Source organism: Pseudomonas sp. Tof1 (genome assembly GCF_055390395.1).
Map to the genome: position 1 here is coordinate 783192 of NZ_AP024344.1, position 24930 is coordinate 808121.

A 24930-nucleotide genomic window follows, 5' to 3' on the forward strand; every position below is an offset into this window, starting at 1 on the left:
ATCCTCTCCAGTGAGGATGTGATGCGCCGCCGGGCCACCCTGTTGCAGCGCATGCACATCGACGGCCCGTTGCTGGTCCTGCTGCTGACCCTGGCGGCCGGCAGCCTGTTCGTCCTGTACTCGGCCAGCGGCAAGAGCTGGGACCTGCTGATCAAGCAGGCGACGTCCTTCGGTATCGGCCTGGTGTCGATGATCGTCATTGCCCAGTTCGAGCCGCGTTTCATGGCCCGCTGGGTGCCCCTGGCCTATGTGCTGGGGGTCATGCTGCTGGTGGTGGTGGACGTCATGGGCCACAACGCCATGGGCGCCACGCGCTGGATCAACATTCCCGGGGTGATTCGTTTCCAGCCGTCGGAATTCATGAAGATCCTGATGCCGGCGACCATCGCCTGGTACCTGTCCAAGCGCACCCTGCCGCCGCAGCTCAAGCATGTGGGGATCAGCCTGATGCTGATCGGCGTGCCCTTCATCCTGATCGTCCGCCAGCCCGACCTCGGCACCTCGCTGCTGGTGCTGGCGGGCGGCGCGTTCGTGCTGTTCATGGGGGGCTGCGCTGGCGCTGGATCCTCAGCGTGCTGGCAGCGGCGGTACCGGTGGCGGTGGGCATGTGGTTCTTCATCATGCACGACTACCAGAAGCAGCGGATCCTGACCTTCCTCGACCCGGAAAGCGACCCGCTGGGGACCGGCTGGAACATCATCCAGTCCAAGGCCGCCATCGGTTCCGGCGGCGTGTTCGGCAAGGGCTGGCTGCTGGGCACCCAGTCGCACCTGGACTTCCTGCCGGAAAGCCACACCGACTTCATCATCGCGGTGATGGGCGAGGAGTTCGGCCTGGTGGGGATCTGCGTCCTGCTGCTGCTATACCTGTTGCTGATCGGTCGTGGGCTGGTGATCACCGCCCAGGCCCAGACCCTGTTCGGCAAGCTGCTGGCTGGCAGCCTGACCATGACTTTCTTCGTTTATGTTTTCGTCAATATCGGTATGGTCAGTGGCCTGTTGCCTGTCGTCGGGGTGCCGTTGCCGTTCATTAGCTACGGCGGAACTTCGCTGGTGACACTGCTGTCAGCGTTTGGGATTTTGATGTCGATCCATACCCACCGTAAGTGGATCGCACAGGTTTGATTAAGGTGAACAGTTCAATGCAAGTGATGCGCGACTGGGCGGCTCGATGCGCTCCCTGGATGGGCCTTCTCGGCTGCCTGGGGGCCGCGCCGGGGGCGCTGGCCGGTGATTACGAAGGATCGCCGCAAGTCGCCGAGTTCGTCGGTGAAATGACCCGCGACTATGGTTTCGCCGGCGAGCAACTGATGGACGTGTTCCGTCAGGTCGAGCGCAAGCAGAGCATTCTCGATGCGATTTCCCGGCCGGCCGAGCGGGTCAAGCCGTGGAAGGAATACCGCCCGATGTTCCTCACCGATGCCCGGGTCGCCCGTGGCGTCGACTTCTGGCGCCAGCACGAGGCCGCCCTGGCCCGCGCCGAGCAGGAATATGGCGTGCCGGCCCAGGTGATTGTCGCGATCATCGGCGTGGAAACCTTCTTTGGCCGCAACACCGGCAACTACCGGGTGATCGATGCCCTGTCGACCCTGGGCTTCGACTACCCGCCCCGCGCCGAGTTCTTCCGCAAGGAACTGCGCGAGTTCCTGCTGCTGGCCCGCGAGGAGCAGCTCGATCCGCTGAGCCTCAAGGGCTCCTACGCCGGGGCGATGGGCCTGCCGCAGTTCATGCCGAGCAGTTTCCGCGCCTATGCGGTGGATTTCGACGGCACCGGCCACATCAATATCTGGACCAACGCCGACGACGCCATCGGCAGTGTCGCCAGCTATTTCAAGCGCCACGGCTGGGTGACCGGCGAGCCGGTGGTCAGTCGCGCCGATGTGCGCGGTGACCAGGTCGACCAGGGGCTGAGCCCCGGTCTCGACCCGGTGAAGACCGTGGGGGAGTTGCGGGCACTGGGCTGGTCGAGTCATGATGCGCTGCGCGATGACATGCCGGTGACGGCATTTCGCCTGGAAGGCGACAATGGGCCTGAATACTGGATGGGCCTGAAGAATTTTTATGCGATCACGCGCTATAACCGCAGCGTAATGTACGCCATGGCCGTGCATCAGCTGTCCGACCTGTTGGTCCAAGCACGGGGCGTCAAGTAATGCAGGCTTTGCCGATTTCCAAACCACTGAAGCTGTTGGCTTGCACCGCGCTGGCGGTGCTGGTGGTCAGTTGCTCGTCCAGCCGTTCGCCCTATCAGTCGTCGTCTTCCAATGCGATCCGTTCCAAGCCCGGGCTGGACATCAATCGGGCCCACAAGGACGGCGCGCCATGGTGGGACGTCGATGTATCGCGGATTCCCGACGCCACCCCGACCCTGCATTCCGGTCCCTACAAGGCCAACCCCTACACGGTGCTGGGCAAGACCTACTTCCCGCTGCAGGATTCGAAGAACTACATCGCCCAGGGTACCGCGTCCTGGTACGGCACCAAGTTCCACGGCCAGAACACCGCCAACGGCGAGGTCTACGACCTGTACGGCATGAGCGCCGCGCACAAGACCCTGCCGCTGCCCAGCTACGTGCGGGTGACCAACCTGGACAACAATCGCAGTGTGATCCTGCGGGTCAACGACCGCGGGCCGTTCTATTCCGACCGGATCATCGACCTGTCCTACGCCGCCGCCAAGAAGCTCGGCTACGCCGAGATCGGCACGGCGCGGGTCCGGGTCGAAGGCATCGATCCGCAACAATGGTGGGCCCAGCGTGGCCGGCCGGCGCCGCTGATGCTCAATGAACCGCAGGTGGCGCAGGCGTCCACGCCGGCTCTGTCGGCTTCCACCGGCACCATCGAGCAGTGGACGCCACCGCCGCAACAGCACGCCACCGACGTGGTCCCTGTGCAGGCACAGGCCGATGCAAAAAAAAACGGTGCGGTACCAGCCTCTGGCCAGTATCTCCAGGTGGGCGCCTTCGCGAACCCGGACGCTGCCGAACTGCTGCGCTCGAAGCTGAGCTCGATGGTCAAGGCGCCGGTGTTCGTCAGTTCGATCGTACGCAACCAGCAGACACTGCATCGGGTGCGGATGGGGCCGATCGGCACGCCGGATGAGGTCCAGCAGGTGCAGAACAGTGTCCGCCTGGCCAATCTCGGCTCGCCAAGTCTGGTGACGTCGGAGTAACACAGGCAAAATGGCGGATTGGGCAGCCTTCCAAGGCTCTGTACAGAATGTTTCAACGCCGCCTGGGCGAGCGCGGATACATGGGGTGCTGAGCCTGGGGCCGGGGCCTGGTTGTTGGTTCGTTTAATAATAAAAGCCTGGAAAGGGTGGTGGAGCGAGCAACCGAACACGGGGCAGCCTCTGGCTGTCTGATTAGTTTTGCCCGTGAGGGCAAGTTTCCATTAGCGATTTCGAGAGACGGATGAACATCACCACCTTTGCCAAACGTTTGTGCCTGCTTGTGCCGTTGATCATGGCGCCCGCCGCCTGGGCTGCCGATGACATGGCGTTGCCGGCGTCGCCGCAACTTGCCGCCAAGTCCTACGTGCTCATGGATGCCGCCAGCGGCAACGTGCTGGTCGAGAACAACGGCGACCAGCGCCTGCCGCCGGCGAGCCTGACCAAACTGATGACCGCCTACATCGCGACCCTGGAAATCCGTCGCGGCCAGATCGGCGAGAACGATCCGGTGACCATCAGCGAGAACGCCTGGCGTACCGGTGGTTCGCGGATGTTCGTCAAGGTCGGTTCGCAGGTGACCGTCAGCGACCTGCTGCACGGAATCATCATTCAGTCCGGCAACGACGCCAGCGTGGCGCTGTCCGAGCACATCGCCGGCAGCGAAGATGCCTTCGCCGACATGATGAACAAGACCGCTGGCGATCTGGGCATGAGCAACAGCCACTTCATGAACCCGACCGGCCTGCCGAACCCCGAGCACTACTCGTCGGCCCACGACATGGCGCTGCTGGCTCGCGCGATCATCCGTGTCGACCCGGTGCACTACGCCATCTACTCGCAGAAGGAATTCTTCTGGAACGGCATCAAGCAGCCCAACCGCAACCTGTTGCTGTGGCGTGACAAGACCGTTGACGGCCTGAAGACCGGCCACACCGAAGAAGCCGGCTACTGCATGGTGTCCTCGGCGGTGCGTGACGGCCAGCGCCTGATCGCGGTGGTGTTCGGTACCAACAGCGAAGCGGCCCGTGCAGCCGAGACCCAGAAGCTTTTGACCTACGGTTTCCGCTTCTTCGAAACCCAGACCTTCTACCAGAAGGGCACCGAGCTGGCCAAGGCGCCGGTCTGGAAAGGCACCACCCACGAAGTCAAGGCCGGCCTGGCCGAAGACCTGACCATGACCATGCCTAAAGGCCAGCTGAAAAAGCTCGCCGCCAGCATGACCATCAACCCGAAACTGGTCGCGCCGATCGCCAAGGGTGACGTCATCGGTAAAGTGGAAGTCAAACTGGATGACAAGGTGGTGCGCAGCACTGATCTGATCGCGCTGGACGCGGTGGAGGAAGGTGGTATCTTCCGTCGCCTGTGGGATAGCATCCGCATGTTCTTCTACGGCATGTTCAACTGACGCGGTTTCACCAGCGGCATTTTCATCACATAGTGTCGATTTGCGTGCCTCCACCCGACCCGGGTGCGAGGCACGTCCGTTGCCTGGGCTTACGAGGCCGTTATTGTCATGACAGACACTGAAGTAAAAGCTCCGAAAATCGAGTTCCCGGTTACCGACTATCCGGTCAAGGTGATCAGTGACACGGGTGTGGGCAACAAGGACAAGATCGTCGAGATCGTCCGCAAGCATGCGACGATCAACGACCAGCGGGTGGACGAACGCCAGAGCAGCAACGGCAAGTACACCACAATCCAGCTGCACATCGTGGCCACCGACCAGGACCAGTTGTACAACATCAACAGCGAGTTGCGGGCCACCGGCTTCGTACACATGGTGCTGTGATGGCAGGCATGTTGGGCTTTCGCGAGCTCGGCCAGACGCCTTACGAGCCGGTCTGGCATGCCATGCAGCGATTCACCGACGGACGCAAGTCCGAAGAGTTTCCCGATGAAGTCTGGCTGGTGCAGCACCCGCCGGTCTTCACCCAGGGCCAGGCCGGCAAGGCCGAGCACCTGCTGCTGCCGGGCGACATTCCGGTGGTGAAGGTCGATCGTGGCGGCCAAGTGACTTATCATGGGCCTGGTCAACTGGTGGCCTATCTGCTGCTGGACGTTCGCCGCCTGGGTTTCGGCGTGCGCGAACTGGTCAGCCGGATGGAACGCAGCCTGATCGAGCTGCTCGCCGAGTATGGCGTGCAGGCCGAGGCCAAGGCCGATGCTCCCGGGGTATACGTCAATGGCGCGAAAATCGCCTCCCTGGGCCTGCGGATTCGCAACGGCTGTTCCTTCCATGGCCTGGCGTTGAACGTCGACATGGACCTGGCGCCGTTCCGACGGATTAACCCCTGCGGTTATGCGGGGCTGGCGATGACCCAGCTGCGCGACCACACAGGACCGATTGAATTTGCCGAGGTAAGTGCCCGGCTGCGTGCGCAGCTCGTCAAACACCTCGACTATGCTGAGCAGACGACCCTCACGGGCGGAATCGATTGATATGACTACTGCGCAAGACGCTGTGCAAACCCTGATCCCGGCGCTGGATGTTTCCGAGCGCCCGGCCCGTGCGAAAGTCGAAACCGGCGTCAAGCTGCGTGGTGCCGAGAAGGTCGCGCGGATCCCGGTGAAGATCATCCCGACTACCGAGCTGCCGAAGAAGCCCGACTGGATTCGCGTGCGCATCCCGGTGTCGCCGGAAGTCGACCGCATCAAGCAATTGCTGCGCAAGCACAAGCTGCACAGTGTCTGCGAAGAGGCCTCCTGCCCGAACCTGGGCGAGTGCTTCAGCGGCGGTACCGCGACCTTCATGATCATGGGTGACATCTGCACCCGTCGTTGCCCGTTCTGCGACGTCGGCCATGGCCGGCCGAAGCCTTTGGACGTCGACGAGCCGAAGAACCTGGCGGTGGCGATTGCCGACCTGCGCCTGAAGTACGTGGTGATCACTTCGGTGGACCGCGACGACCTGCGTGACGGCGGTGCCCAGCACTTCGCCGACTGCATCCGCGAGATCCGCAAGCTGTCGCCGAACGTGCAGCTCGAGACCCTGGTCCCGGACTACCGCGGCCGTATGGACGTCGCCCTGGAAATCACCGCGGCCGAGCCGCCGGATGTGTTCAACCACAACCTGGAAACCGTACCGCGCCTGTACAAGGCCGCGCGTCCGGGTTCCGACTACCAGTGGTCGCTGACCCTGCTGCAGCGCTTCAAGCAGATGGTCCCGCACGTACCGACCAAGTCCGGCCTGATGCTCGGCCTGGGCGAGACCGACGACGAAGTCATCGAAGTGATGAAGCGCATGCGCGAGCATGACATCGACATGCTGACCCTCGGCCAGTACCTGCAGCCATCGCGCAGTCACCTGCCGGTGCAGCGTTTCGTCCATCCGGACACCTTCGCCTGGTTCGCCGAGGAAGGCTACAAGATGGGCTTCAAGAACATCGCCTCAGGCCCGCTGGTGCGTTCCTCGTACCATGCCGACGAGCAGGCCAAGCTGGTCAAGGCCGAACTGCTGGGAGCGTCGTAAGACCCATGGGCAGCCTTCGACCCGTGCGGGACTTCTACCCGGAACAAAGCGCGGTGTCGGCACTGCCCCAGGGCGGGGTGATCGGCCTGATCGCCCCGGCCGGCCCGGTCGCCATCGACCCGCAGGAAGCCCGGCAGTGGGTACGCTCGCGCGGTTATGAGCTACGGATCTTTCCAGGTGTCTCGCAACGGGACGGTTACCTGGCCGGCAGCGACGAGGTTCGCCTGCGGGACCTGCACGATGCCTTCTCCGACCCGGAAATCGACGCCATCCTCTGCCTGCGAGGCGGTTATGGCTGCCCGCGGCTGCTGGAGCGGATCGATTACCCGCTGCTCGCCCGCAATCCCAAGCTGCTGGTCGGCTACAGCGATATCACCGCCCTGCACCTGGCAATTGCCCGTTACGCCGGGTTCATGACGTTCCATGGACCGATGTTCAACATCGATCTGCTCAAGGGCAAGTTGCCACCGACCGAAGCGTCCCTGTTCGACCTGCTTGGTGGCCGTCTCAAGGCCGGTGATACGCTCGAACACCCCGAAGCCTATCCACTGAGCACCCTGGCCCCGGGAAGCGCCCATGGGCGCCTGCAGGGCGGTAATCTGACGTTGATCTGCACCAGCCTGGGGACGCCCTACGAAATCGATACCGATGGCGTGATCCTGTTCATCGAGGACGTCAACGAGCCTCTGTATCGGGTGGATCGGCTGCTCACCCACCTGCGCCTGGCAGGCAAGCTCGAAGGCCTGAAGGGCGTGCTGGTGGGGGATTTTGCCGAGGTCGACAGCGATGCCCTGGCGAGGCTGCTCAAGCAGGAACTGGGCCCCCTGGGGATTCCGGTGCTGGCCGGTTGGCGCAGTGGGCATTGCGACCCGAACCTGACGCTGCCGCTAGGTGCGCAGGTGCGCCTGGAGGCCGATGCACGGCGGCTGGTGCTGGAGCAGGATGTGGTGCGGATCTGATTTCGTCCAGATTCGACACGAGGCCTGTAGAGGCAGGCGGTGCGGCGATCCGACTTGCCCGCGAACAGGGCCCGCTCCCAAACTGATACGACATGCGCTGTAGGAGCAAGGCTTGCCTGCGAAGAGGACAGCGCAGCCACTGAAAGCTGCGCGGGCAAGCCCGGCTCCTAAGGGAGCGCGTTGCTTTCTAGCGTTTGCGCAAGCTCTCGAGCAGCTTGTGATTCGGATAGCCATCCGCTGGCCAACCCAGCGATTGCTGTGCACCGCGAATGGCCTTGCGGGTGTTGGCCCCGATGATCCCATCCGGGTTGCCGGCATCGTAGCCCGTGCTGCTGAGCAGCGTCTGCAACTCGATCCGCTCGCTGCGGCTCAGTGGCAGGTCATCCTTGGGCCAACTGCCGCGAATTACGCCACCACTGTTGAACCGCTGGGACAGCAGCCCGACCGCCAGGCCATAGGACGACGAGTTGTTGTACTTGAGGATGGCGCGGAAGTTGTCGAGCACCAGGAACCCCGGCCCACGATAACCCGCCGGTAGCAGCAGCGAAGCCGAGAGCGGTGCGGCGCCATAGGGCAGGGCGACGCCGGCGGGCAGTTGCACGCCCATCTGCAGCCATTCGCTGACCGGCTTGCGGATGGCGCCGTCGGCCAGCGAGTAGTCGAAACCGGCCGGTACCGCGACTTCGAAACCCCAAGGCTGGCCTTTCTGCCAACCCGAGCTTTGCAGGTAGTTGGCGGTCGAGGCCAGGGCATCGGCCGAATCGTTCCAGATATCCCGGCGGCCATCGCCGTCAAAGTCCACCGCATAGCTGTTGTAGGTGGTCGGGATGAACTGGGTCTGGCCCATGGCGCCGGCCCAGGAGCCGAGCATCTGTTCCGGACGGATATCACCATGCTGGATGATCTGCAGGGCGGCCAGCAATTGGCTCTGGGCGAAGCCCGGACGACGGCCTTCGTAGGCCAGGGTCGCCAGCGAACGGATCACCGATTTATCGCCCTGGAACTGGCCGAAGTTGCTCTCCATGCCCCAGACCGCGACGAGGGCCTCGCGGTCGACGCCATAACGCTGCTCGATGCTCTGCAGCACCGCGCTGTTCTGCACCAGCAGGGCCTGGCCCTTGCGCACGCGGGTCGCCGACAGTGCGCCGTCGAGGTATTCCCACACCGGCCGGGTGAACTCCGGCTGGCTGCGATCGGCCTTGATCACGCTCATGTCGGGGCTGACGCCGGCGAAGGCGTTGTCGAAGGTATTCGGGGTGATCCCGGCGCGCAATGCCTCGATACGGAATGCCGCGCGCCAATCCTCGAAACTCTGGGCGGGCTGGATAAACGGGGTATCGGTGGCAGGTGCTGCTGCGGGAGTCGGCACCGGCGTAGCGGGCAGTGTTGGCAGCGGCTGGGCGTCGGCGGCCGTGGGCTTTTCCGCACAGGCGACGAGCAGGATGAAGCTGGTGGCGGCGAACAGTCGGCGCAAAGGCCAACCGAGGGTGAGACTAAAGGGCATGCGCGGGTCCGAAGAATGCGAATCAGGTGTTGACCTTATCATGCCTTGGGGGTGCAGGTCGTGATGACACTTTCACGCGGCCAGAAAGTCAGAAGCCTCCCAGCTTTTGGACTGGAAGGCTTCGCGACGGTAGCTGCCCTTGCCTTTGGCCGGCTGTTCCTGGCGGCTTCGGAACAATGGCTGGGCGATGATCGATTTGGCTTTGTTGGGACGGCGCCGGGACGGCTTGCTCATGGCAGTGCACTCTTGGGTTGGAAGAGCGCGAATCATCAGGCAGATGCACCTGTCTGTCCAGTGGGGTTATTCCGCTGGCAGCGCCAGACGCTGTCCACACATCAGTAGGCTGAGTCGGCTCAGGCTGCTCCATGGCGAGCCGGCAGCCTGGCCCTTGATCTGCGCGTCGATGCGCTGGGCATCCATCAGCAACTGGCTCCAGCGTTGTGCCGAGTGGCGTTGCAGGGCCTTGCTCATCAGTGGTCGGCGTTTGTCCCACACCGGCGGCTTGGCCTGGCTGAAGGCCTTGTCCAGCGGTACGCCCTGGCTGTACTGCTGGGACAGGTTGGCCAGCAGCCGCAGTTCCCGGGCCAGGGCCCAGAGAATCACCGGCGGCTCGACCCCTTCGCCACGCAGCCCTTCGAGCATGCGCAGGGAGTGGGCTGCCTCGCCATTGAGCACGGCATCGACCAGGCCGAACACATCGAAGCGGGCACTGTCGGCCACCGCCGCCTGCACCGTCTCGATGGTGATCTGCCCGCCCTCGGCCATCAGCTTGAGCTTTTCGATTTCCTGGGCGGCGGCCAGCAGGTTGCCCTCGACCCGTGCGGCAATCAGTTCCACGGCATCCTGCTGGGCGGAAAGCCCGGCCTGGGCCAGGCGCTGGCGAATCCATTGCGGCAACTGGTTGGCATCCACCGGCCAGATCTGGATGAACTGGGTCTGCTGGCCTTCGATCAGCGCCTTGCCCCACTTGGTCTTCTGCGCGCTGCCGTCGAGCTTGGGCAGGCTGATCAGCAGCAGGGTATCGTCGGCCGGTCGCGCGCAGTACTCCATCAGCGCGGCGGCGCCCTTGTCACCCGGCTTGCCCGACGGCAGGCGCAGTTCCAGCAGGCGTTTCTCGGCGAACAGCGACATGCTGGCACCGGCTTGCAGCAGGGTGCCCCAGTCGAAGTTGGCGTCGGCACTGAACACCTGGCGCTCATCGAAGCCTTGCTGGCGGGCGGTGGCACGAATGGCGTCGGCAGCCTCCTGACACAGCAGCGGATCGTCGCCGCTGATGATATAGACCGGCGCGAGGCCACCCTGCAGGTGTTTGGCGAGTTGGGCGGGAGCGAGTTTCATGGGCGGGTTGCCAGGGGGCGCCAGGGGCGCCCCACATGGTTTACGGGTTCGGCAGTTCCAGAGGCGATTGTTGTGGCTGCGAGGCCTCGAACTTGCGCGCGGCTTCCAGGGCATCGGCATCCGCCTTGGCCTTGGCATCAGCGGCCTGCTGGAGGCTGTCCAGCTGTTGCGGGGTCAGCACCTGCAGGCGGATGACCATCTGCTGCACCAGGTCACGACGCATTTCCTTGCGTAGCTCCGCGGCCTCGGCGTCACCGCCGGTGATGTTGTTGCCGTCGTGCACATAGTATTTCTGCACTTCCAGCTTGCCGCCAGTCAGAAGCAGGTCCTTCTCACCACGGATCTCGTAGTTCAGCGCGGTGTTGAGTTCGTACTCGGCGTTACGACCCGAGCCGCTGTAGCTCGCTGCACGCTGGGTTTCCTGCTCGTTGGTCAGTACCAGCTTGTAAGGCGCGCCCTTGTGGACGTCGACGCCGCTGTGCTCCAGCACCTGGGTCAGTTGCTTGAGCGTATCCCCGTAGGCGTTGCGGGCGCTGACCGACAATTCCTTGATCGTCAGTTCGGAGGTGCCCGTGCCACGCAGCTGGAAGCCGCACGCGCTCAGCAGCACCGCAAGGCCCATTACCAGCAGATTGCGTTTGATCATCTTGTTGCTCCCCTTGAAACCGCGGGCCGGCATGGCGGCCCCGGAAATCCTGTAAGGCGCCCGCTCTGACGGGCGCCTGGTCCAATTAGCTGGCGACGATGTTGACCAGCTTGCCGGGCACGACGATGACCTTGCGGATCGTCAGGCCATCGATGAAGCGCAGTACGTTTTCGTTGACCCGGGCCGCCGCTTCGATTTCCTCGCGGGTGGCGCTGGCCGGCATCTCGATCTGACCACGCAGCTTGCCGTTGACCTGAATCACCAGCACCAGGCTGTCCTGGACCAGGGCACTTTCATCCAGCACCGGCCAGCCGGCGTCGATGATGGCGCCGTCCTGGCCCAGCTGTTTCCACAGCTCGTGGCTGATGTGCGGGGTGATCGGCGCGAGCAGCAGGGCCACGGTTTCCAGGCCTTCCTGGATCAGCGCGCGGTCCTGGGTGGAGCCCTGCGGCGCCTTTTCCAGCACGTTCATCAGGGTCATCACCTGGGCGATGGCGGTGTTGAACTTGTGGTTCTGGCCGACGTCCTGGCTGGCCTGCCTGATCGCCAGGTGGATGGAGCGGCGGACCGCTTTCTGCTCGTCGTTCAGCGCGGTCAGGTCCAGCTTGCCCGGCAGACCCTGGGTCACGTGGGCCTGGGCCAGACGCCAGACACGCTTGAGGAAGCGGTGTGCACCCTCGACGCCGGAGTCGGACCATTCCAGGCTCATGTCGGGCGGCGAGGCGAACATCATGAACAGGCGGCAGGTGTCGGCGCCGTACTGCTCGATCATCGATTGCGGATCGACGCCGTTGTTCTTCGACTTGGCCATCTTCTCGGTGCCACCGATCTCCACCGGCAGGCCGTCGCTGATCAGCTTGGCGCCGATGATCTTGGCCTTGCTGTCGCGCTCCAGCTCGACGTCCGCCGGGTTGTACCAGGTGTAGCCACCGTTGGCTTCGCGACGGTAGTAGGTCTCGGCGACCACCATGCCCTGGGTCAGCAGGTTCTTGAACGGCTCGTTCGAGCTGACCAGGCCTTCGTCGCGCATCAGCTTGTGGAAGAAGCGCGCGTACAGCAGGTGCAGGATCGCGTGTTCGATACCGCCGATGTACTGGTCCACCGGCAGCCAGTGGTTGGCCGCTTTCGGGTCGACCAGGCCACCTTCGTAGCGTGGCGAGGCATAGCGGGCGTAGTACCAGGACGACTCGACGAAGGTGTCCATGGTGTCGGTTTCACGCTTGGCCGGCTGGCCGCATTTCGGGCAGTTGCACTCGTAGAACTCGGGCATGCGCGCCAGTGGCGAACCGGCGCCGTCCGGCACCACGTCTTCCGGCAGCACGACCGGCAGTTGGTCTTCCGGTACCGGTACGTCACCACAGCTGTCGCAGTGGATGATCGGAATCGGACAGCCCCAGTAGCGCTGGCGGCTGATGCCCCAGTCGCGCAGGCGGAACTGGGTACGCGAGGCGCCGAGGTTCTTCCTGATCAGCGCGGCTTCGATGGCGTCGAACGCGCCGGCGAAGTCCAGGCCGTCGAACTCGCCGGAGTTGATCAGGGTGCCGTGTTCGCCGTAGGCGTCCTGCCACGGGGCCGGGTGGGTGTCGCCGGAGCTGGTGCGCACCACCGACTTGATCGGCAGGTGGTACTTGCTGGCGAACTCGAAGTCACGTTCGTCGTGGGCCGGCACTGCCATTACGGCGCCGTCGCCGTAGTGCATCAGCACGTAGTTGGCGACCCACACCGGCAGTTTTTCGCCGGTCAGCGGGTGGGCGACGAACAGGCCGGTTGGCAGGCCTTTCTTTTCCTGGGTGGCGACGTCGGCTTCGGCGACGCTGCCGGCCTTGCATTCGGCGATGAAGGCTTGCAGTTCGGGGTTGTTGCGCGCGGCCTGGGTCGCCAGCGGGTGCTCGGCGGCGACGGCGACATAAGTCGCGCCCATCAGGGTGTCCGGACGGGTGGTGAAGACCTTCAGCGTGCCGGCTTCGCCGATGGAATCGACGTCGTACGGGAACTGCACTTCCATCCCGCGGGACTTGCCGATCCAGTTGCGCTGCATGGTCTTGACCTGCTCGGGCCAGCCCGGCAGTTCGTCGAGGCTTTCCAGCAGTTCATCGGCGTAGGCGGTGATCTTGAAGTAGTACATCGGGATTTCGCGCTTCTCGATCAGCGCGCCGGAACGCCAGCCGCGGCCGTCGATCACCTGCTCGTTGGCCAGTACGGTCTGGTCCACCGGGTCCCAGTTCACGGTACCGTTCTTGCGGTAGATCACGCCTTTCTCGAACAGGCGGGTGAACAGCCACTGTTCCCAACGGTAGTAGTCGGGCTTGCAGGTGGTCACTTCGCGGGACCAGTCCACCGCCAGGCCCAGGCTGCGCAGCTGGCTCTTCATGTAGGCAATGTTTTCGTAGGTCCACTTGGCCGGTGCGACCTTGTTCTTCATCGCGGCGTTTTCCGCCGGCATGCCGAAGGCGTCCCAGCCCATGGGTTGCAGGACGTTCTTGCCCTGCATGCGCTGGTAGCGGGCGATCACGTCGCCGATGGTGTAGTTGCGCACGTGCCCCATGTGCAGCTTGCCGCTGGGGTAAGGGAACATCGACAGGCAGTAGTAGGTGTCCTTGCCTGGCTGTTCACTGACTTCAAAGGACTTCTGCTCGTCCCAGAACGATTGGGCGGCGTTTTCGATTTCACGGGGCTGATAGTGTTCGTGCATGGCTACTTGTTCTGGAAAGGGTGGCCCAATCCTCTTCAACGCACCGTGCGGGTGCTGCTGGAAGTGGAGTTACAGGAAGCCCCGTAGCATACATGACGCCGCTCCGCCGAGGGAAACCCTGATTGCGCGACGAAGGCCGTTGGTCGCGGCGGCAGGCTGGTTGGCCGGGCGCCGCTAAGCTCATAGAGGGGGAAGTGATACTTATCTTCAATGAGGTGAGCGGATGGTGGAGTCGCAGCGAAATGTAACTGATCCCGAGCTGTACGAACGCCTGATCACGCGTCTTGGGCTCGCCCTCGACGCGGCGAGGACGGCGGTCCGCCTGCGTGACGAGCGGCCTGCCGAGCTGGAGTTGCGGGGCCTGAGTAGCGCCGAGTTCGAACTGATCAGGGCCTATCTGGACCTGAGCGGTCGCGGCGTGCACACGTCTGGCGCAACCGTTTCACAACCGAGGGAAGACGTACGTTCGGCCGAGATCATCTGGTTGAAGGACAGGGCGCCGAAGCTGTATTCGGCGCGGTTCAAGTCATTTCGGGCCAAATGAGGCCCGCCCGGCTGCATCCTGTTGTCTGTCCTGGCCTGTTCCCCGGGCCAAGGATCCGCAAGGTTGTTGATTGATCCTGATGCACTTAGGCTTCGGGCATCTTCTGGAGGTGCCCGATGCCTGTTCGCTACATCCTAAAACAATTGTTGCTGCCGCCCGGCCTTTTGCTGCTGTTGCTGGCGCTGGCCTGGTGGCTGCGCAGGCGCCGGCCGCGGCTGGCGGCGGTGTGCTTTGCCCTGGGGTTTGGCGGGTTCTGGCTGATCAGCCTGCCGGTGGTGGTCGAATGGTCCGCGCGGGCGCTGGAGACCGTGCCGGCGCTGGAGCGTAGCGAGTGGGCGGGGCTGGCGCAGCGCGCCGATGCCATCGTGGTGCTCGGTTCCGGGCGCGAACGCGGCGATTCGGCCTGGGGCAGCGACCAGCCGACCGGTATCGGCCTGGAGCGCCAGCGCTATGCGGCGCGGCTGGCCAAGGCTTCGGGCTTGCCGGTGCTGACCAGCGGCGGCCTGCACTATGGCACACCGCCCAGCGAGGCGGCGTTGATGGCCGAGTCGATGCGGGAGGATTCCGGGGTGACGGTGCGCTGGCTGGAGGAGCGCAGCACCACGACCTGGGAAAATGCCCGGTTCAGTCATGAATTGCTGGCGCCGTTGGGGATCAGGCGCGTGGTGGTGGTCACCCATGCCGCGCATATGCCGCGGGCGGTCTGGAGCTTCGAACAGGCCGGTTTCAATGTGGTGCCGGCACCGGTCGGCTTCCTGGGGCGGGACAATGCCAGCCCTTTGGGTGGCTGGATGCCGGAGTTCAAGGCGATCTGGCGCAGTGGGCAACTGATCAACGAGGCGGTGGGGCAGGTAGGGTACCGACTTTTCTACCGGGCTGTGCCCGAAGGCAGCTCACCGCCTCTGTAGGCGCAGGGCTTGCCCGCGAAGGCGTCCTCAAGGACGTTAAGCGCTTCGCGGGCAAGCCACGCTCCTACAAGACGCAGGTGTGTTTCAGACGGTCTTGGCAATCCGGCTGGCCAGCAACGCCCAGCCGAACAGCAGGCCGCAGAGAATGACCAGCGGCCACGAACGCCACTGCAGGTACGGAGTCAGGTTGTGCATCGGTACCACTTCGCCATACAGGATGCCGCGCTCGAACTGCGGGATCTGCGTGGTGATCCGGCCGAACGGATCGATCAGCCCGGTCACGCCGTTGTTGGTGGCGCGGATCATCCAGCGTCCGGCTTCCAGGGCGCGCATCTGTGCCATCTGCAGGTGTTGCAGCGGGCCGATCGAGGTGCCGAACCAGGTGTCGTTGCTGATGGTCAGCAGCAGGTCGCTACGTGCCGACAGGCTGGCGGCGAATTCCGGGTAGACCACTTCGTAGCAGATGAACGGGGCGATCTGATAGCCCTTGGCCTGCAACAGCGGCTGGTCGACGGGGCCACGGGCGAAGTCGGACATCGGCAGGTCGAAGAACTCGATCAGCCCTCGCAGCAGGTCCTGCAGGGGGACGTACTCGCCAAACGGTACCAGCTTCTGCTTCAGGTAGACCCCGTCGCCTTCGCCAAGCGCGACGATGCCGTTGAAGTAGCGCTTCTCGTTATGCACCACCTGGCGGATCGGTACGCCAGTGATCAGGGCCGAATGCCGGTCGGCGGCAAAGTTGCCCATCATCGACAGGTAGCCTTCGGCGGACTCCTTCAGTACCGGGACCGCGGTCTCCGGCCACACCAGCAGGTCAGTCCGCCTGGCGCTGAAGCTCATGTCGCGATACAAGGCCAATTGTGCGTTGAGTTGCGCCGGGTCCCACTTCATGCTCTGTTCGATATTGCCCTGGAGGGCGGCAACGCTCAGCGGCTCGCCCGCCGGGCTGGTCCAGGCATGATGCTTGAGTGCCAGGCCGATGGCCCATGGCCCGACCAGCAGCACCAGGCCCGCCGCGATAAACGCCTTGCGCCCACCCTTGAGCAGGCGCCGGGCGTTGTACAGCAGGGCCGCGGTGAGGGCCAGGGTGAAGGAGATCAGCCAGATCCCGCCCAGTGGAGCGAGACCGGCCAAGGGGCCGTCCAGCTGGCTGTAGCCGGAATAGAGCCAGGGGAAGCCGGTCAGGAACCAGCCGCGGAAGGCTTCCTGCGCGACCCACAGGGCGGCGAAGGCCAGGGCATCGGCCAGCGGCGCCTCATTGCGGCGGATCCAGCGTGCCCAGAGCCAGGCGGGCAGGGCGAAGAACCAGGCGATGGCGGCGATGAACGCCAGCATCAGCAGGCCCGCCAACAGCACCGAGGCGCCGCCGTAGGTGTGGATACTCACGTAGATCCAGCTGGTGCCGGCGCCGAACAGTCCGAAGCCGAAACACCAGCCGCGCCACAGGGCCTGGCGTGGCGACAGTTCGCGCAGGCCGGCATAGAACAGGCCGACCGCCAGCAACGCCAGGGGCCAGATATCGAACGGCGCCAGGGCCAGGGTGGTCAGCGCGCCAGCCGCCACGGCCAGCAGGTTACCGGGCCAGCCGGGACGGGTTAAGCGCAGCATAGGGAAGCTTCCAGTCCTTAGCGATTGATGGGTGTCAGGCGGATCAGGTGGATCCGACGGCTGTCGGCATTCAGGATACGGAAACGATACGCGCCGATCTCGGTGGTTTCATTACGCTTTGGCAGATGGCCGAACGCACTCATCACCAGGCCGCCGACGGTGTCGAACTCGTCGTCGGAGAATCCGCTGTCGAAGAATTCGTTGAAGTTCTCGATCGGCGTCAGTGCCTTGACCAGGAAATCACCGCTGGGCAGCGGCTTGATGTAGCTGTCTTCCTCGACGTCGTGCTCGTCCTCGATATCGCCGACGATCTGCTCCAGCACGTCCTCGATGGTCACCAGGCCCGCCACGCCGCCGTATTCGTCGATGACGATGGCCATGTGGTTGTGGTTGGCACGGAACTCGCGCAGCAGCACGTTCAGGCGCTTGGATTCGGGGACGAAGGTCGCCGGACGCAGCAGGTCCTTGATGTTGAAGCCTTCGCCGTTTTCCTTGAGGATCAGCGGCAGCAGGTCCTTGGCCAGCAGGACGCCCATGACGTCGTCGTGGCTTTCGCCGATCACCGGATAGCGTGAGTGGGCGGCATCGAGGACGGCGGGAAGGAATTCGCGGGGTGTCTGGGTCGCCTTGATGCTGATCATCTGCGAGCGCGGGACCATGATGTCGCGTACCTGCAGGTCGGCAACCTGGATGGCGCCTTCGACGATGGCCAGCGCTTCGCTGTCCAGCAATTTGTTCTGGTGGGCTTCGCGCAGCAGCTCCATCAGCTCCTGGCGGTTTTTCGGCTCATGGGCAAAAGCCTGGGTCAGCTTACCCAGCCAGGACTTCTGCCCGTTGCTCGATCGGTCTTCGCTCATAGCGATTTACTCGTTTTCCTTGATTGAGTGATCAGTCGTTGGTGATCAATGTGATGAGTGATCAGTGCTCGTCATCGGCATAAGGGTCCGGATGACCCAGTTCAGCAAGCAACTCTCGTTCCAGTGCTTCCATTTCCTCGGCTTCCTCGTCATCGATGTGGTCGTAACCCAACAGATGCAGGCAGCCGTGAATGACCAGATGGGCCCAGTGGGCCTCCAGTGCCTTGCCTTGCTCGGCCGCCTCGCGGGCGACCACCGGAACGCAGATCACCAGATCCCCCAGCAGGGGAATATCCAGCAACTCGTCCGGCACGTCGGCGGGGAAGGACAGCACGTTGGTCGCGTAGTCCTTCTGGCGCCAGGTACGGTTCAGTTCGCGGCCCTCGGCCTCGTCCACCAGTCGAATGGTCAGCTCCGAGTCGGCGCTGCGCTGGCGCAGGGCCAGGGCGCACCAGGTACGGAAATCGGCCTCGCTCGGGGCCGGTGCGTCAGTGGCCAGTTGCAGGTCGAGTTCAAGCATCGGCTTGGCTGTCCCTGGCCGCAGCGGACTCGGTGCGCTTGTCGAAACGCTCGTAGGCTTCGACGATGCGCTGCACCAGCGGGTGGCGCACCACGTCCTTGGGCTGGAAGTGGGTGAAGCTGATACCCGGCACGTCCTTGAGTACCTCGATGACATGGGCCAGGCCGGACTTGGTGCCGCGTGGCAGGTCGACCTGGGTGATGTCACCGGTGATGACCGCAGTCGAGCCGAAGCCGATCCGGGTCAGGAACATCTTCATCTGCTCGACGGTGGTGTTCTGGCTTTCGTCGAGGATGATGAAGCTGTTGTTCAGCGTGCGGCCGCGCATGTAGGCCAACGGGGCGATCTCGATCACCTGGCGCTCGATCAGCTTGGCCACGTGTTCGAAACCGAGCATTTCATACAGCGCGTCGTACAGCGGGCGCAGGTACGGGTCGATCTTCTGGGCCAGGTCGCCCGGCAGGAAGCCGAGTTTTTCCCCGGCCTCGACCGCCGGGCGCACCAGCAGGATCCGCCGCACCTGCTCGCGCTCCAGGGCGTCCACGGCACAGGCCACCGCCAGGTAGGTCTTGCCGGTACCCGCCGGGCCGATGCCGAAGTTGATGTCGTTGGCCAGCACTTCCTTCACGTAGCGCTGCTGGTTCAGGCCGCGCGGGCGAATCATGCCCTTTTTCGTGCGCAGCGCCACCGCGGCTTCGGCGACCGGATTGTTCTCCAGGTCATCGGCAGTGGATTCCTGCAGGAACAGGTGCACCATGTCCGGAGACAGCTCGGTACCCTTGGTTTCCCGGTACAGGCGGCGCAGCAGTTGTTCTGCGGAAGTGGTGAGCTTGGGTTCGCCGATCAGTTCGAACTGATTGCCGCGGTTGCGGATCTTGATGGTCAGGCGCTGTTCGATCAGACGCAAATGCTCGTCGAACTGCCCGCACAGATTGGCGAAGCGATGGGCCTCGAAGGGCTCGAGGATGAAACGATGGGGTTCTATGGGTGCGTTCAAGGTTGTTTATCAGCCGCCCGACGGCAATGGAGATGAATTCAAGGATAACGCTAGCAGCCGGGGGACGAAAGCGCTTCCGTCTGACAGGCCGTCCCCTCTTTGACGAGGAACACGGTGCATCGGGGCCAGGCTGCTCACAACGGCGTTACTGGAGCATCGAGCCGCGCAGCGAATGCGGCTGCGCGGAATCGATGTGGACGTCGACGAACTGGCCGATCAACTGCGGATTGTCGCAGCGGAAGTTGACGATACGGTTATTCTCGGTCCGGCCCTGCAGTTCGCCCGGATCCTTTTTCGAGTAGTCGGTCACCAGGATGCGCTGGACCGAGCCGACCATTTGTCGGCTGATCTCGAACCCCTGCTGGTTCAGGCGGTGCTGCAACGCGTTCAGGCGCTCTTTCTTCAGTTCTTCCGGGGTGTCGTCCGGCAGGTCCGCCGCTGGCGTACCGGGGCGCTGGCTGTAGACGAACGAGTAGGAGAAGTCGAAACCGACGTCCTCGATCAGCTTCATGGTCTGCTGGAAGTCCTTCTCGGTTTCTCCGGGGAAGCCGACGATGAAGTCCGAACTGATGCAGATGCCCGGCACGGCGGCACGCAGTTTGCGCAGCTTGGACTTGTATTCCAGCGCGGTGTGATTGCGTTTCATGGCCGCGAGAATGCGGTCCGAGCCCGACTGCACCGGTAGGTGCAGGTGCTTGACCAGTTCCGGGACCTCGGCGTGGGCCTGGATCAGGCTGTCGGAGAACTCCAGCGGATGCGAGGTGGTGTAGCGAATGCGTTCGATGCCGTCGACGGCCGCCACCACCCGGATCAGTTCCGCCAGGTCGGCCAGCCGTCCGTCATGGGTGACGCCGCGATAACCGTTGACGTTCTGCCCCAGCAGGGTCACTTCGCGCACACCGTTCTCGGCCAGGTGGATGATTTCGCCGATCACGTCGTCGAATGGCCGGCTGACCTCTTCGCCACGGGTGTAGGGCACCACGCAGAAGGTGCAGTACTTGCTGCAGCCTTCCATCACCGAGACGTAGGCGCTGGGGCCGTCGATGCGCGGTTCGGGCAGGTGGTCGAACTTCTCGATTTCCGGGAACGAGATGTCCACCTGCGGCAGGCGGGTGACCCGCGCTGCGTCGATCATCTCCGGCAGGCGGTGCAGGGTTTGCGGGCCGAAGACCACGTCGACATACGGCGCGCGCTTGCGGATCGCCTCGCCTTCCTGGCTGGCGACGCAGCCGCCGACGGCGATCACCATGTCCGGATTGCCTTCCTTCAGCTCGCGCCAGCGGCCCAACTGGGAATAGACCCGATCCTGGGCGCGTTCGCGGATCGAACAGGTGTTGAGCAGGATGACGTCGGCGTCTTCGGCGCGGGCGGTGACTTCCAGGGCCTGATGTTCGCCCAGCAGGTCGACCATGCGCGAGCTGTCGTACTCGTTCATCTGGCAACCGTGGGTTTCGATATAGAGCTTCTTGGCCATGGGCGGGTGTCGTCGAGTGATTCAAAGAACCGCGCATTATAAGGGTCATCGCGGTCGCTTCCTAGCATTGTGCGTCCGACGGCTATGCTATAGTTCGCGCCCTCTTTCCATAGCCCCGATGTGTCGTCCGCCCGCCATGAGCAAACGTGAAACCCCGATCTACAAGGTGATTTTCCTCAACCAGGGCCAGGTGTTCGAAATGTACGCCAAGCAGATCTATCAGAGCGATCTGTGGGGCTTCCTGGAGGTCGAGGAGTTCGTCTTTGGCGAGCGCACGCAACTGGTGGTCGATCCGGGCGAGGAAAAGCTCAAGGCACAGTTCGAGGGCGTGGTGCGCAGTTTCGTGCCGATGCACTCGATCGTGCGGATCGACGAGGTCGAGCGCCTGGGTACACCGAAGATCAGCGAGGCGCGGGGCATGGGCAATGTCACGCCGTTTCCGATGCCGATGCCGGAGAAATAACCGCTGGCTTGAAGGCGGTCACTTCCCGCAAGGGAACGGGTCAGGGCAGCGGTGAAAAGGGCGTGCGCCCATCCGCGGTCTGCAATTCCAGCAGGTACTTGCGGAAGATCTGCCCCAGTACCTGGGTCGCCATCTCCAGTTCGTCCCGCGGCATCTGTGCCGCGACTTCGTCGGCGGTGTCCAGGGCGTCCTCGGCACCATTGACCGCCGCCATCTTCAGCACGATATAGGCCTGGACATTGTTGGCCGGTACGCCCTCACCCTTGTAGAACATGATGCCGAGCTGGAACTGGGCCTGGGCGTGACCCTGCAGGGAAGCCAGTTCGAAGTTGCTCAGGGCCTTGTTGAGGTCGCGTGGGGCATTCTTGCCGTCGTAGTAGAACTCGCCCAACTCGTATTGCGCCTGCGCGTCGCCGCCCTTGGCTGCCTGTTCGCAGGCGCTCAGGGCCTCGGCGAGATCCTGCGGCTGGGTGTTGAGGGTGCAACGCCCCATTGCCGGGATCAACAACGAGTTGCCACCGGCATGGGCCAGCAGCGGCTGAAGGAGCAACAGGCAGCCCAATGAAAGGGCGCGGCTGGTGCGGTTCATGGGAATCGACGTACCTCTGAAGGGCGGGCGTACCCGGCCAGGGGATGTGTATGGCGCGCATTATGAAATAAGCGGGGGCCACCTTACAAAGTCTTTACTCGTTTTTCTGCTGCGTGGGCGTTATATCGCCCGGTTTTGCCGGACATGGATGGGATGACGGGGAGCGACACCGAAAGTTTAGCCGGGAAAGTCGACGCCGGTCGGGCCCGGCGTCGAATCGGTGACGGGTGCCTGCGCTTATTTCAGCGCGGCGAAGGCCCGCTCGGCGGCATCCAGGGTCAGTTTCAGCTCGGTGTCGCCGTGGGCGATCGAGGTGAAGCCGGCTTCGAAGGCGCTTGGCGCCAGGTATACGCCGCCTTCGAGCATCAGGTGGAAGAAGCGCTTGAAGCGGTCGGCGTCGCTGGCCATCACGTCGTCGAAGGTGACGATGTCGTCGGCACCGCTGAAATACAGGCCGAACATGCCGCCGGCCTGGGTGGTGACGAACGGGATACCGGCGGCATCGGCACGCTGCTGCAGGCCGTCGAGCAGGCGCGTGGTGTAGTCGGTCAGTTCGGCATGGAAGCCCGGACGGCTGATCAGGCGCAGGGTGGTCAGGCCGGCGGCCATGGCCAGCGGGTTACCGGACAGGGTGCCGGCCTGGTAGACCGGGCCCAGTGGGGCGATGCGTGACATGATCTCGCGCTTGCCGCCGAAGCAGCCTACGGGCATGCCGCCACCGATGATCTTGCCGAAGGTGCTCAGGTCCGGGGTCACACCGTAGTGGGCCTGGGCACCGCCGAGGGCGACGCGGAAGCCGGTCATCACTTCGTCGAAGATCAGCACCACGCCGTGCTGGTCGCACAGGCTGCGCAGGCCTTCGAGGAAACCTGGCGCCGGTGGCACGCAGTTCATGTTGCCAGCCACTGGCTCGACGATGATGCACGCCACGTCCTGGCCGACCTCGCCGAGCATCTTCGCCACCGCGTCGATGTCGTTGAACGGCAGGGTCAGGGTGTGCCTGGCGAACGCCGCCGGCACGCCGGCCGAGCTCGGTACGCCCTGGGTCAGCGCGCCGGAGCCGGCTTTGACCAGCAGGCTGTCGGAGTGGCCGTGGTAGCAGCCTTCGAACTTGATGATGCTGTCGCGGCCGGTGTAGCCACGGGCCAGGCGGATGGCGCTCATGGTCGCCTCGGTGCCGGAGCTGACCATGCGCACCATTTCCATCGACGGCACGATCGAGCAGACCAGGTCGGCCATTTCGGTTTCCATGGCGGTCGGTGCGCCATAGGACAGGCCGTGTTCCAGCTGCCTGCGCACCGCATCGAGCACGTCCGGATGGCTGTGGCCGAGGATCATCGGCCCCCAGGAACCGACGTAGTCGACATAGCGCTTGTCGTCCTCATCGGTGACGTAGGCGCCTTCGGCGTGCTTGAAGAACAGCGGGGTGCCGCCGACGCTCTTGAACGCCCGAACGGGCGAGTTCACGCCACCGGGAATATGTTTCTGGGCATTGGCAAACAGCGTTTCGGAACGAGACATGGTCGGGCTCTCAGAAAATCATGAAGTGAAGAGGGCATTGAAGGCGCGCGCGCGGCGCGTCACTTCCTGGGCGCTTTCGGCACCGAACAGCCCGTGGATCACCGCCAGCAGGTCGGCACCCTGGGCGACCAGCGGCGCGGCATTGTCGAGGGTGATACCGCCGATCACGCAGATCGGCAGGTGCAACGCAGGGCGGGCCCGTTCGAGCAGGGCGATATCGGCCGCCGGTGCACCGGGCTTGGTATTGGAATTGAAGAAGCGGCCAAAGGCGACGTAGCTGGCGCCTTCCCGGGCGGCCTGTTCGGCCAGTTCCAGTTGCGCATGGCAGGTGGCACCGATGATCGCCCGGCTGCCGAGCAGGGCACGGGCCGGGGTCAGTGGGCCGTCGGTCTGCCCGAGGTGTACGCCGACCCCTAGGCGCGCGGCCAGTTCGGCGTCATCGTTGATGATCAGCCGGGTCCCGTAGCGCTCGCAGAGCCTGAGCAGGGCCTCGGCCTCGCGCAGGCGGCGGGCCTCGTCGGTACTCTTGTCGCGATACTGCAGCAGCGTCACGCCACCTTCCAGTGCGGCCTCGACATGGGCGAGGAACTTGCCGGCCAGCAACTGGCTGTCGGTGATGGCATACAGGCCACGTAGTTTCATCGATTCGGCCTCAAGACGTTACGGGTGGAGACATTACGAGCAGAAATCCAGCGGCAGGCGGCGCGGTACGAACTGCCCCTGGCCCAGTTGTTCGGCGTCACGCAGGGTGCGCCAGGTGTAGTCCAGGGCCGATTGCACGGCGCTGACCAGTTGCTCGCCCTGGGCCAGGCGACCGGCGAGGGCGCTCGCCAGGGTGCAGCCCGAACCATGATAGCTGCCGGGCAGGCGCTGGCATTTGAAGGTCTGGCGGCTGCCGTCACGACCGTACAGGCGGTTGTGGATCTGCTCCTCATCGCCATGGCCGCCGGTGATCAGCAGGTATTGGCAGTACGGCAGGAGCTTTTGCGCGCATTCATCGGCGCTGCCTTCGGGCAACTCGGCCAGGATGCGCGCTTCGGGCAGGTTGGGGGTGGCGATCTTCGCCAGGGGCAGCAGGCGCTCGCGCATGGCGTAGCCGACCTCGTCCTTGCCCAGTCGGCCGCCGCCGCCAGCGCGCAGCACCGGGTCGCAGACCATCGGCAGATGGGGGTGCGCCTGGAGCAGTTCGACTACCGTGTCGACCATTTCCAGGGAGCCGAGCATGCCCAGCTTGACCGCCGCGACCGTCGAGTCGTTGAGCACCGCATTGGCCTGGGCCAACACCCACTCGCGATCGAGCACGCGGAAGTCGCTGACATTCACCGTATCCTGCACGGTCAGCGCGGTGACCGCGGGAGCGGCATGGCAACCCTGGGCGAGCAGGGCTTCGATATCCGCCTGGAGGCCGGCGCCGCCACTGGGGTCGTGTCCGGAAAGGCAGAGAACAACGGGACGAGAGCTGTAGATATTCATGGGGCGCGAGCTTACCACCAATCGCTTTTTTCGGAATCGTCCACGCAGCGTTGCATCTTTTCCCGGAAGGTTTGTCCGATGTGGCCGACAGCAGCTACTCACAAATTCGATTCAATCGCGCAAATGCCCGTTCTAGAGCGATTCGCCGAAATATTACAATGGTGTTTTTTAGCCATCAGTGGCTATGCTAGAGTGGA

24 protein-coding genes and 1 pseudogene are annotated in these 24930 nt (G+C 63.9%); 11 read left to right on the forward strand and 14 right to left on the reverse strand.

Translation table 11 applies throughout. The features are described 5' to 3' along the window. Positions 1-21 precede the first annotated feature (21 nt). From rodA to ACZ5KU_RS03550, 8 genes and pseudogenes are all read left to right on the forward strand, one after another. A pseudogene (rodA, locus tag ACZ5KU_RS03515) lies at positions 22-1124 on the forward strand (rod shape-determining protein RodA). A gap of 17 nt (positions 1125-1141) precedes the next feature. Continuing rightward, positions 1142-2152: a lytic murein transglycosylase B gene (gene mltB / locus ACZ5KU_RS03520; RefSeq protein WP_054060066.1), complete on the forward strand. Its 1011-nt coding sequence runs from the start codon at positions 1142-1144 to the stop codon at positions 2150-2152. After that, on the forward strand, positions 2152-3171 hold the full coding sequence (locus ACZ5KU_RS03525; RefSeq protein WP_464736837.1) for a septal ring lytic transglycosylase RlpA family protein: 1020 nt from the start codon (positions 2152-2154) through the stop codon (positions 3169-3171). Before mltB ends, ACZ5KU_RS03525 begins: the two co-directional genes overlap by 1 nt. A 241-nt stretch (positions 3172-3412) precedes the next feature. Then, positions 3413-4576, forward strand: a complete 1164-nt coding sequence (locus ACZ5KU_RS03530) for a D-alanyl-D-alanine carboxypeptidase family protein (RefSeq protein WP_054060064.1) — start codon at positions 3413-3415, stop codon at positions 4574-4576. A 108-nt stretch (positions 4577-4684) separates the two neighbouring features. Continuing rightward, on the forward strand, positions 4685-4960 hold the full coding sequence (locus tag ACZ5KU_RS03535) for a DUF493 domain-containing protein (RefSeq protein ID WP_017903133.1): 276 nt from the start codon (positions 4685-4687) through the stop codon (positions 4958-4960). Beyond that, positions 4960-5610: a lipoyl(octanoyl) transferase LipB gene (lipB, locus tag ACZ5KU_RS03540; RefSeq protein WP_054060063.1), complete on the forward strand. Its 651-nt coding sequence runs from the start codon at positions 4960-4962 to the stop codon at positions 5608-5610. Before ACZ5KU_RS03535 ends, lipB begins: the two co-directional genes overlap by 1 nt. 1 nt (position 5611) lies before the next feature. Next, positions 5612-6640, forward strand: a complete 1029-nt coding sequence (gene lipA, locus ACZ5KU_RS03545; protein WP_054060062.1) for a lipoyl synthase — start codon at positions 5612-5614, stop codon at positions 6638-6640. A 5-nt stretch (positions 6641-6645) separates the two neighbouring features. After that, positions 6646-7599, forward strand: coding sequence for a S66 peptidase family protein (locus ACZ5KU_RS03550; protein ID WP_464736838.1), 954 nt, complete (start codon positions 6646-6648; stop codon positions 7597-7599). 187 nt (positions 7600-7786) lie between these two features. Here the strand turns inward: ACZ5KU_RS03550 and ACZ5KU_RS03555 are convergent, their stop codons facing one another. The 5 genes from ACZ5KU_RS03555 to leuS all read right to left on the reverse strand — a co-directional run bounded on the left by ACZ5KU_RS03555 (position 7787) and on the right by leuS (position 13779). Then, positions 7787-9103 carry a lytic murein transglycosylase gene (locus ACZ5KU_RS03555; RefSeq protein ID WP_054063736.1) on the reverse strand — a complete coding sequence of 439 codons (1317 nt, stop codon included), beginning with the start codon at positions 9101-9103 and terminating at the stop codon, positions 7787-7789. A gap of 72 nt (positions 9104-9175) precedes the next feature. Then, a complete protein-coding gene (gene arfA / locus ACZ5KU_RS03560) occupies positions 9176-9337 on the reverse strand; it encodes an alternative ribosome rescue factor ArfA (RefSeq protein ID WP_017123357.1) in 162 nt (53 codons plus the stop codon). A gap of 66 nt (positions 9338-9403) precedes the next feature. Continuing rightward, positions 9404-10441, reverse strand: coding sequence for a DNA polymerase III subunit delta (gene holA, locus ACZ5KU_RS03565; RefSeq protein WP_054060059.1), 1038 nt, complete (start codon positions 10439-10441; stop codon positions 9404-9406). 40 nt (positions 10442-10481) lie between these two features. Then, on the reverse strand, positions 10482-11087 hold the full coding sequence (locus ACZ5KU_RS03570; RefSeq protein WP_273824674.1) for an LPS-assembly lipoprotein LptE: 606 nt from the start codon (positions 11085-11087) through the stop codon (positions 10482-10484). Between the two features lie 85 nt (positions 11088-11172). Continuing rightward, positions 11173-13779: a leucine--tRNA ligase gene (gene leuS, locus ACZ5KU_RS03575; protein WP_464736839.1), complete on the reverse strand. Its 2607-nt coding sequence runs from the start codon at positions 13777-13779 to the stop codon at positions 11173-11175. A 223-nt stretch (positions 13780-14002) separates the two neighbouring features. On the opposite strand from leuS, the gene ACZ5KU_RS03580 reads away from it, so the two are divergent. Further along, positions 14003-14323 (forward strand): hypothetical protein, encoded by a 321-nt coding sequence (locus ACZ5KU_RS03580; RefSeq protein ID WP_054060057.1) that lies wholly within the window; start codon positions 14003-14005, stop codon positions 14321-14323. Positions 14324-14439: 116 nt separating this feature from the next. Then, positions 14440-15231, forward strand: a complete 792-nt coding sequence (locus ACZ5KU_RS03585) for a YdcF family protein (RefSeq protein ID WP_419736977.1) — start codon at positions 14440-14442, stop codon at positions 15229-15231. A gap of 84 nt (positions 15232-15315) precedes the next feature. Here the strand turns inward: ACZ5KU_RS03585 and lnt are convergent, their stop codons facing one another. From lnt to miaB, 5 genes are all read right to left on the reverse strand, one after another. Continuing rightward, positions 15316-16839: an apolipoprotein N-acyltransferase gene (gene lnt / locus ACZ5KU_RS03590; protein WP_054057096.1), complete on the reverse strand. Its 1524-nt coding sequence runs from the start codon at positions 16837-16839 to the stop codon at positions 15316-15318. Positions 16840-16856: 17 nt separating this feature from the next. Next, complete coding sequence (locus ACZ5KU_RS03595; protein WP_054057097.1) at positions 16857-17696, reverse strand: HlyC/CorC family transporter; 840 nt, start codon at positions 17694-17696, stop codon at positions 16857-16859. Positions 17697-17757: 61 nt separating this feature from the next. Further along, positions 17758-18216 (reverse strand): rRNA maturation RNase YbeY, encoded by a 459-nt coding sequence (gene ybeY / locus ACZ5KU_RS03600; protein WP_054057098.1) that lies wholly within the window; start codon positions 18214-18216, stop codon positions 17758-17760. Further along, positions 18209-19213 (reverse strand): PhoH family protein, encoded by a 1005-nt coding sequence (locus ACZ5KU_RS03605; RefSeq protein ID WP_054063741.1) that lies wholly within the window; start codon positions 19211-19213, stop codon positions 18209-18211. Before ACZ5KU_RS03605 ends, ybeY begins: the two co-directional genes overlap by 8 nt. A gap of 145 nt (positions 19214-19358) precedes the next feature. After that, positions 19359-20687, reverse strand: coding sequence for a tRNA (N6-isopentenyl adenosine(37)-C2)-methylthiotransferase MiaB (gene miaB, locus ACZ5KU_RS03610; RefSeq protein WP_054057100.1), 1329 nt, complete (start codon positions 20685-20687; stop codon positions 19359-19361). Between the two features lie 136 nt (positions 20688-20823). Here miaB and ACZ5KU_RS03615 point away from each other — a divergent pair, with 136 nt between their 5' ends. Further along, positions 20824-21150 carry a DUF1820 family protein gene (locus ACZ5KU_RS03615; RefSeq protein WP_054057101.1) on the forward strand — a complete coding sequence of 109 codons (327 nt, stop codon included), beginning with the start codon at positions 20824-20826 and terminating at the stop codon, positions 21148-21150. 40 nt (positions 21151-21190) lie between these two features. On the opposite strand, the gene ACZ5KU_RS03620 is transcribed toward ACZ5KU_RS03615, so the two are convergent. From ACZ5KU_RS03620 to ACZ5KU_RS03635, 4 genes are all read right to left on the reverse strand, one after another. After that, positions 21191-21739 carry a tetratricopeptide repeat protein gene (locus tag ACZ5KU_RS03620; RefSeq protein WP_054057102.1) on the reverse strand — a complete coding sequence of 183 codons (549 nt, stop codon included), beginning with the start codon at positions 21737-21739 and terminating at the stop codon, positions 21191-21193. Positions 21740-21976: 237 nt separating this feature from the next. Further along, positions 21977-23260: a glutamate-1-semialdehyde 2,1-aminomutase gene (gene hemL / locus ACZ5KU_RS03625; RefSeq protein WP_054057103.1), complete on the reverse strand. Its 1284-nt coding sequence runs from the start codon at positions 23258-23260 to the stop codon at positions 21977-21979. An 18-nt stretch (positions 23261-23278) separates the two neighbouring features. Continuing rightward, positions 23279-23902, reverse strand: a complete 624-nt coding sequence (gene thiE, locus ACZ5KU_RS03630; RefSeq protein WP_054057104.1) for a thiamine phosphate synthase — start codon at positions 23900-23902, stop codon at positions 23279-23281. Between the two features lie 33 nt (positions 23903-23935). Further along, a complete protein-coding gene (locus ACZ5KU_RS03635; RefSeq protein WP_054063743.1) occupies positions 23936-24733 on the reverse strand; it encodes a hydroxymethylpyrimidine/phosphomethylpyrimidine kinase in 798 nt (265 codons plus the stop codon). Between the last annotated feature and the right edge of the window lie 197 nt (positions 24734-24930).

Bases quoted from the DNA above. Each gene is read 5' to 3' on its own strand.
- mltB (WP_054060066.1), top strand. From the start codon at position 1,142: ATGCAAGTGATGCGCGACTGGGCGGCTCGATGCGCTCCCTGGATGGGC.
- ACZ5KU_RS03525 (WP_464736837.1), top strand. From the start codon at position 2,152: ATGCAGGCTTTGCCGATTTCCAAACCACTGAAGCTGTTGGCTTGCACC.
- ACZ5KU_RS03530 (WP_054060064.1), top strand. From the start codon at position 3,413: ATGAACATCACCACCTTTGCCAAACGTTTGTGCCTGCTTGTGCCGTTG.
- ACZ5KU_RS03535 (WP_017903133.1), top strand. From the start codon at position 4,685: ATGACAGACACTGAAGTAAAAGCTCCGAAAATCGAGTTCCCGGTTACC.
- lipB (WP_054060063.1), top strand. From the start codon at position 4,960: ATGGCAGGCATGTTGGGCTTTCGCGAGCTCGGCCAGACGCCTTACGAG.
- lipA (WP_054060062.1), top strand. From the start codon at position 5,612: ATGACTACTGCGCAAGACGCTGTGCAAACCCTGATCCCGGCGCTGGAT.
- ACZ5KU_RS03550 (WP_464736838.1), top strand. From the start codon at position 6,646: ATGGGCAGCCTTCGACCCGTGCGGGACTTCTACCCGGAACAAAGCGCG.
- ACZ5KU_RS03555 (WP_054063736.1), bottom strand. From the start codon at position 9,103: ATGCCCTTTAGTCTCACCCTCGGTTGGCCTTTGCGCCGACTGTTCGCC.
- arfA (WP_017123357.1), bottom strand. From the start codon at position 9,337: ATGAGCAAGCCGTCCCGGCGCCGTCCCAACAAAGCCAAATCGATCATC.
- holA (WP_054060059.1), bottom strand. From the start codon at position 10,441: ATGAAACTCGCTCCCGCCCAACTCGCCAAACACCTGCAGGGTGGCCTC.
- ACZ5KU_RS03570 (WP_273824674.1), bottom strand. From the start codon at position 11,087: ATGATCAAACGCAATCTGCTGGTAATGGGCCTTGCGGTGCTGCTGAGC.
- leuS (WP_464736839.1), bottom strand. From the start codon at position 13,779: ATGCACGAACACTATCAGCCCCGTGAAATCGAAAACGCCGCCCAATCG.
- ACZ5KU_RS03580 (WP_054060057.1), top strand. From the start codon at position 14,003: ATGGTGGAGTCGCAGCGAAATGTAACTGATCCCGAGCTGTACGAACGC.
- ACZ5KU_RS03585 (WP_419736977.1), top strand. From the start codon at position 14,440: ATGCCTGTTCGCTACATCCTAAAACAATTGTTGCTGCCGCCCGGCCTT.
- lnt (WP_054057096.1), bottom strand. From the start codon at position 16,839: ATGCTGCGCTTAACCCGTCCCGGCTGGCCCGGTAACCTGCTGGCCGTG.
- ACZ5KU_RS03595 (WP_054057097.1), bottom strand. From the start codon at position 17,696: ATGAGCGAAGACCGATCGAGCAACGGGCAGAAGTCCTGGCTGGGTAAG.
- ybeY (WP_054057098.1), bottom strand. From the start codon at position 18,216: ATGCTTGAACTCGACCTGCAACTGGCCACTGACGCACCGGCCCCGAGC.
- miaB (WP_054057100.1), bottom strand. From the start codon at position 20,687: ATGGCCAAGAAGCTCTATATCGAAACCCACGGTTGCCAGATGAACGAG.
- ACZ5KU_RS03615 (WP_054057101.1), top strand. From the start codon at position 20,824: ATGAGCAAACGTGAAACCCCGATCTACAAGGTGATTTTCCTCAACCAG.
- ACZ5KU_RS03620 (WP_054057102.1), bottom strand. From the start codon at position 21,739: ATGAACCGCACCAGCCGCGCCCTTTCATTGGGCTGCCTGTTGCTCCTT.
- hemL (WP_054057103.1), bottom strand. From the start codon at position 23,260: ATGTCTCGTTCCGAAACGCTGTTTGCCAATGCCCAGAAACATATTCCC.
- thiE (WP_054057104.1), bottom strand. From the start codon at position 23,902: ATGAAACTACGTGGCCTGTATGCCATCACCGACAGCCAGTTGCTGGCC.
- ACZ5KU_RS03635 (WP_054063743.1), bottom strand. From the start codon at position 24,733: ATGAATATCTACAGCTCTCGTCCCGTTGTTCTCTGCCTTTCCGGACAC.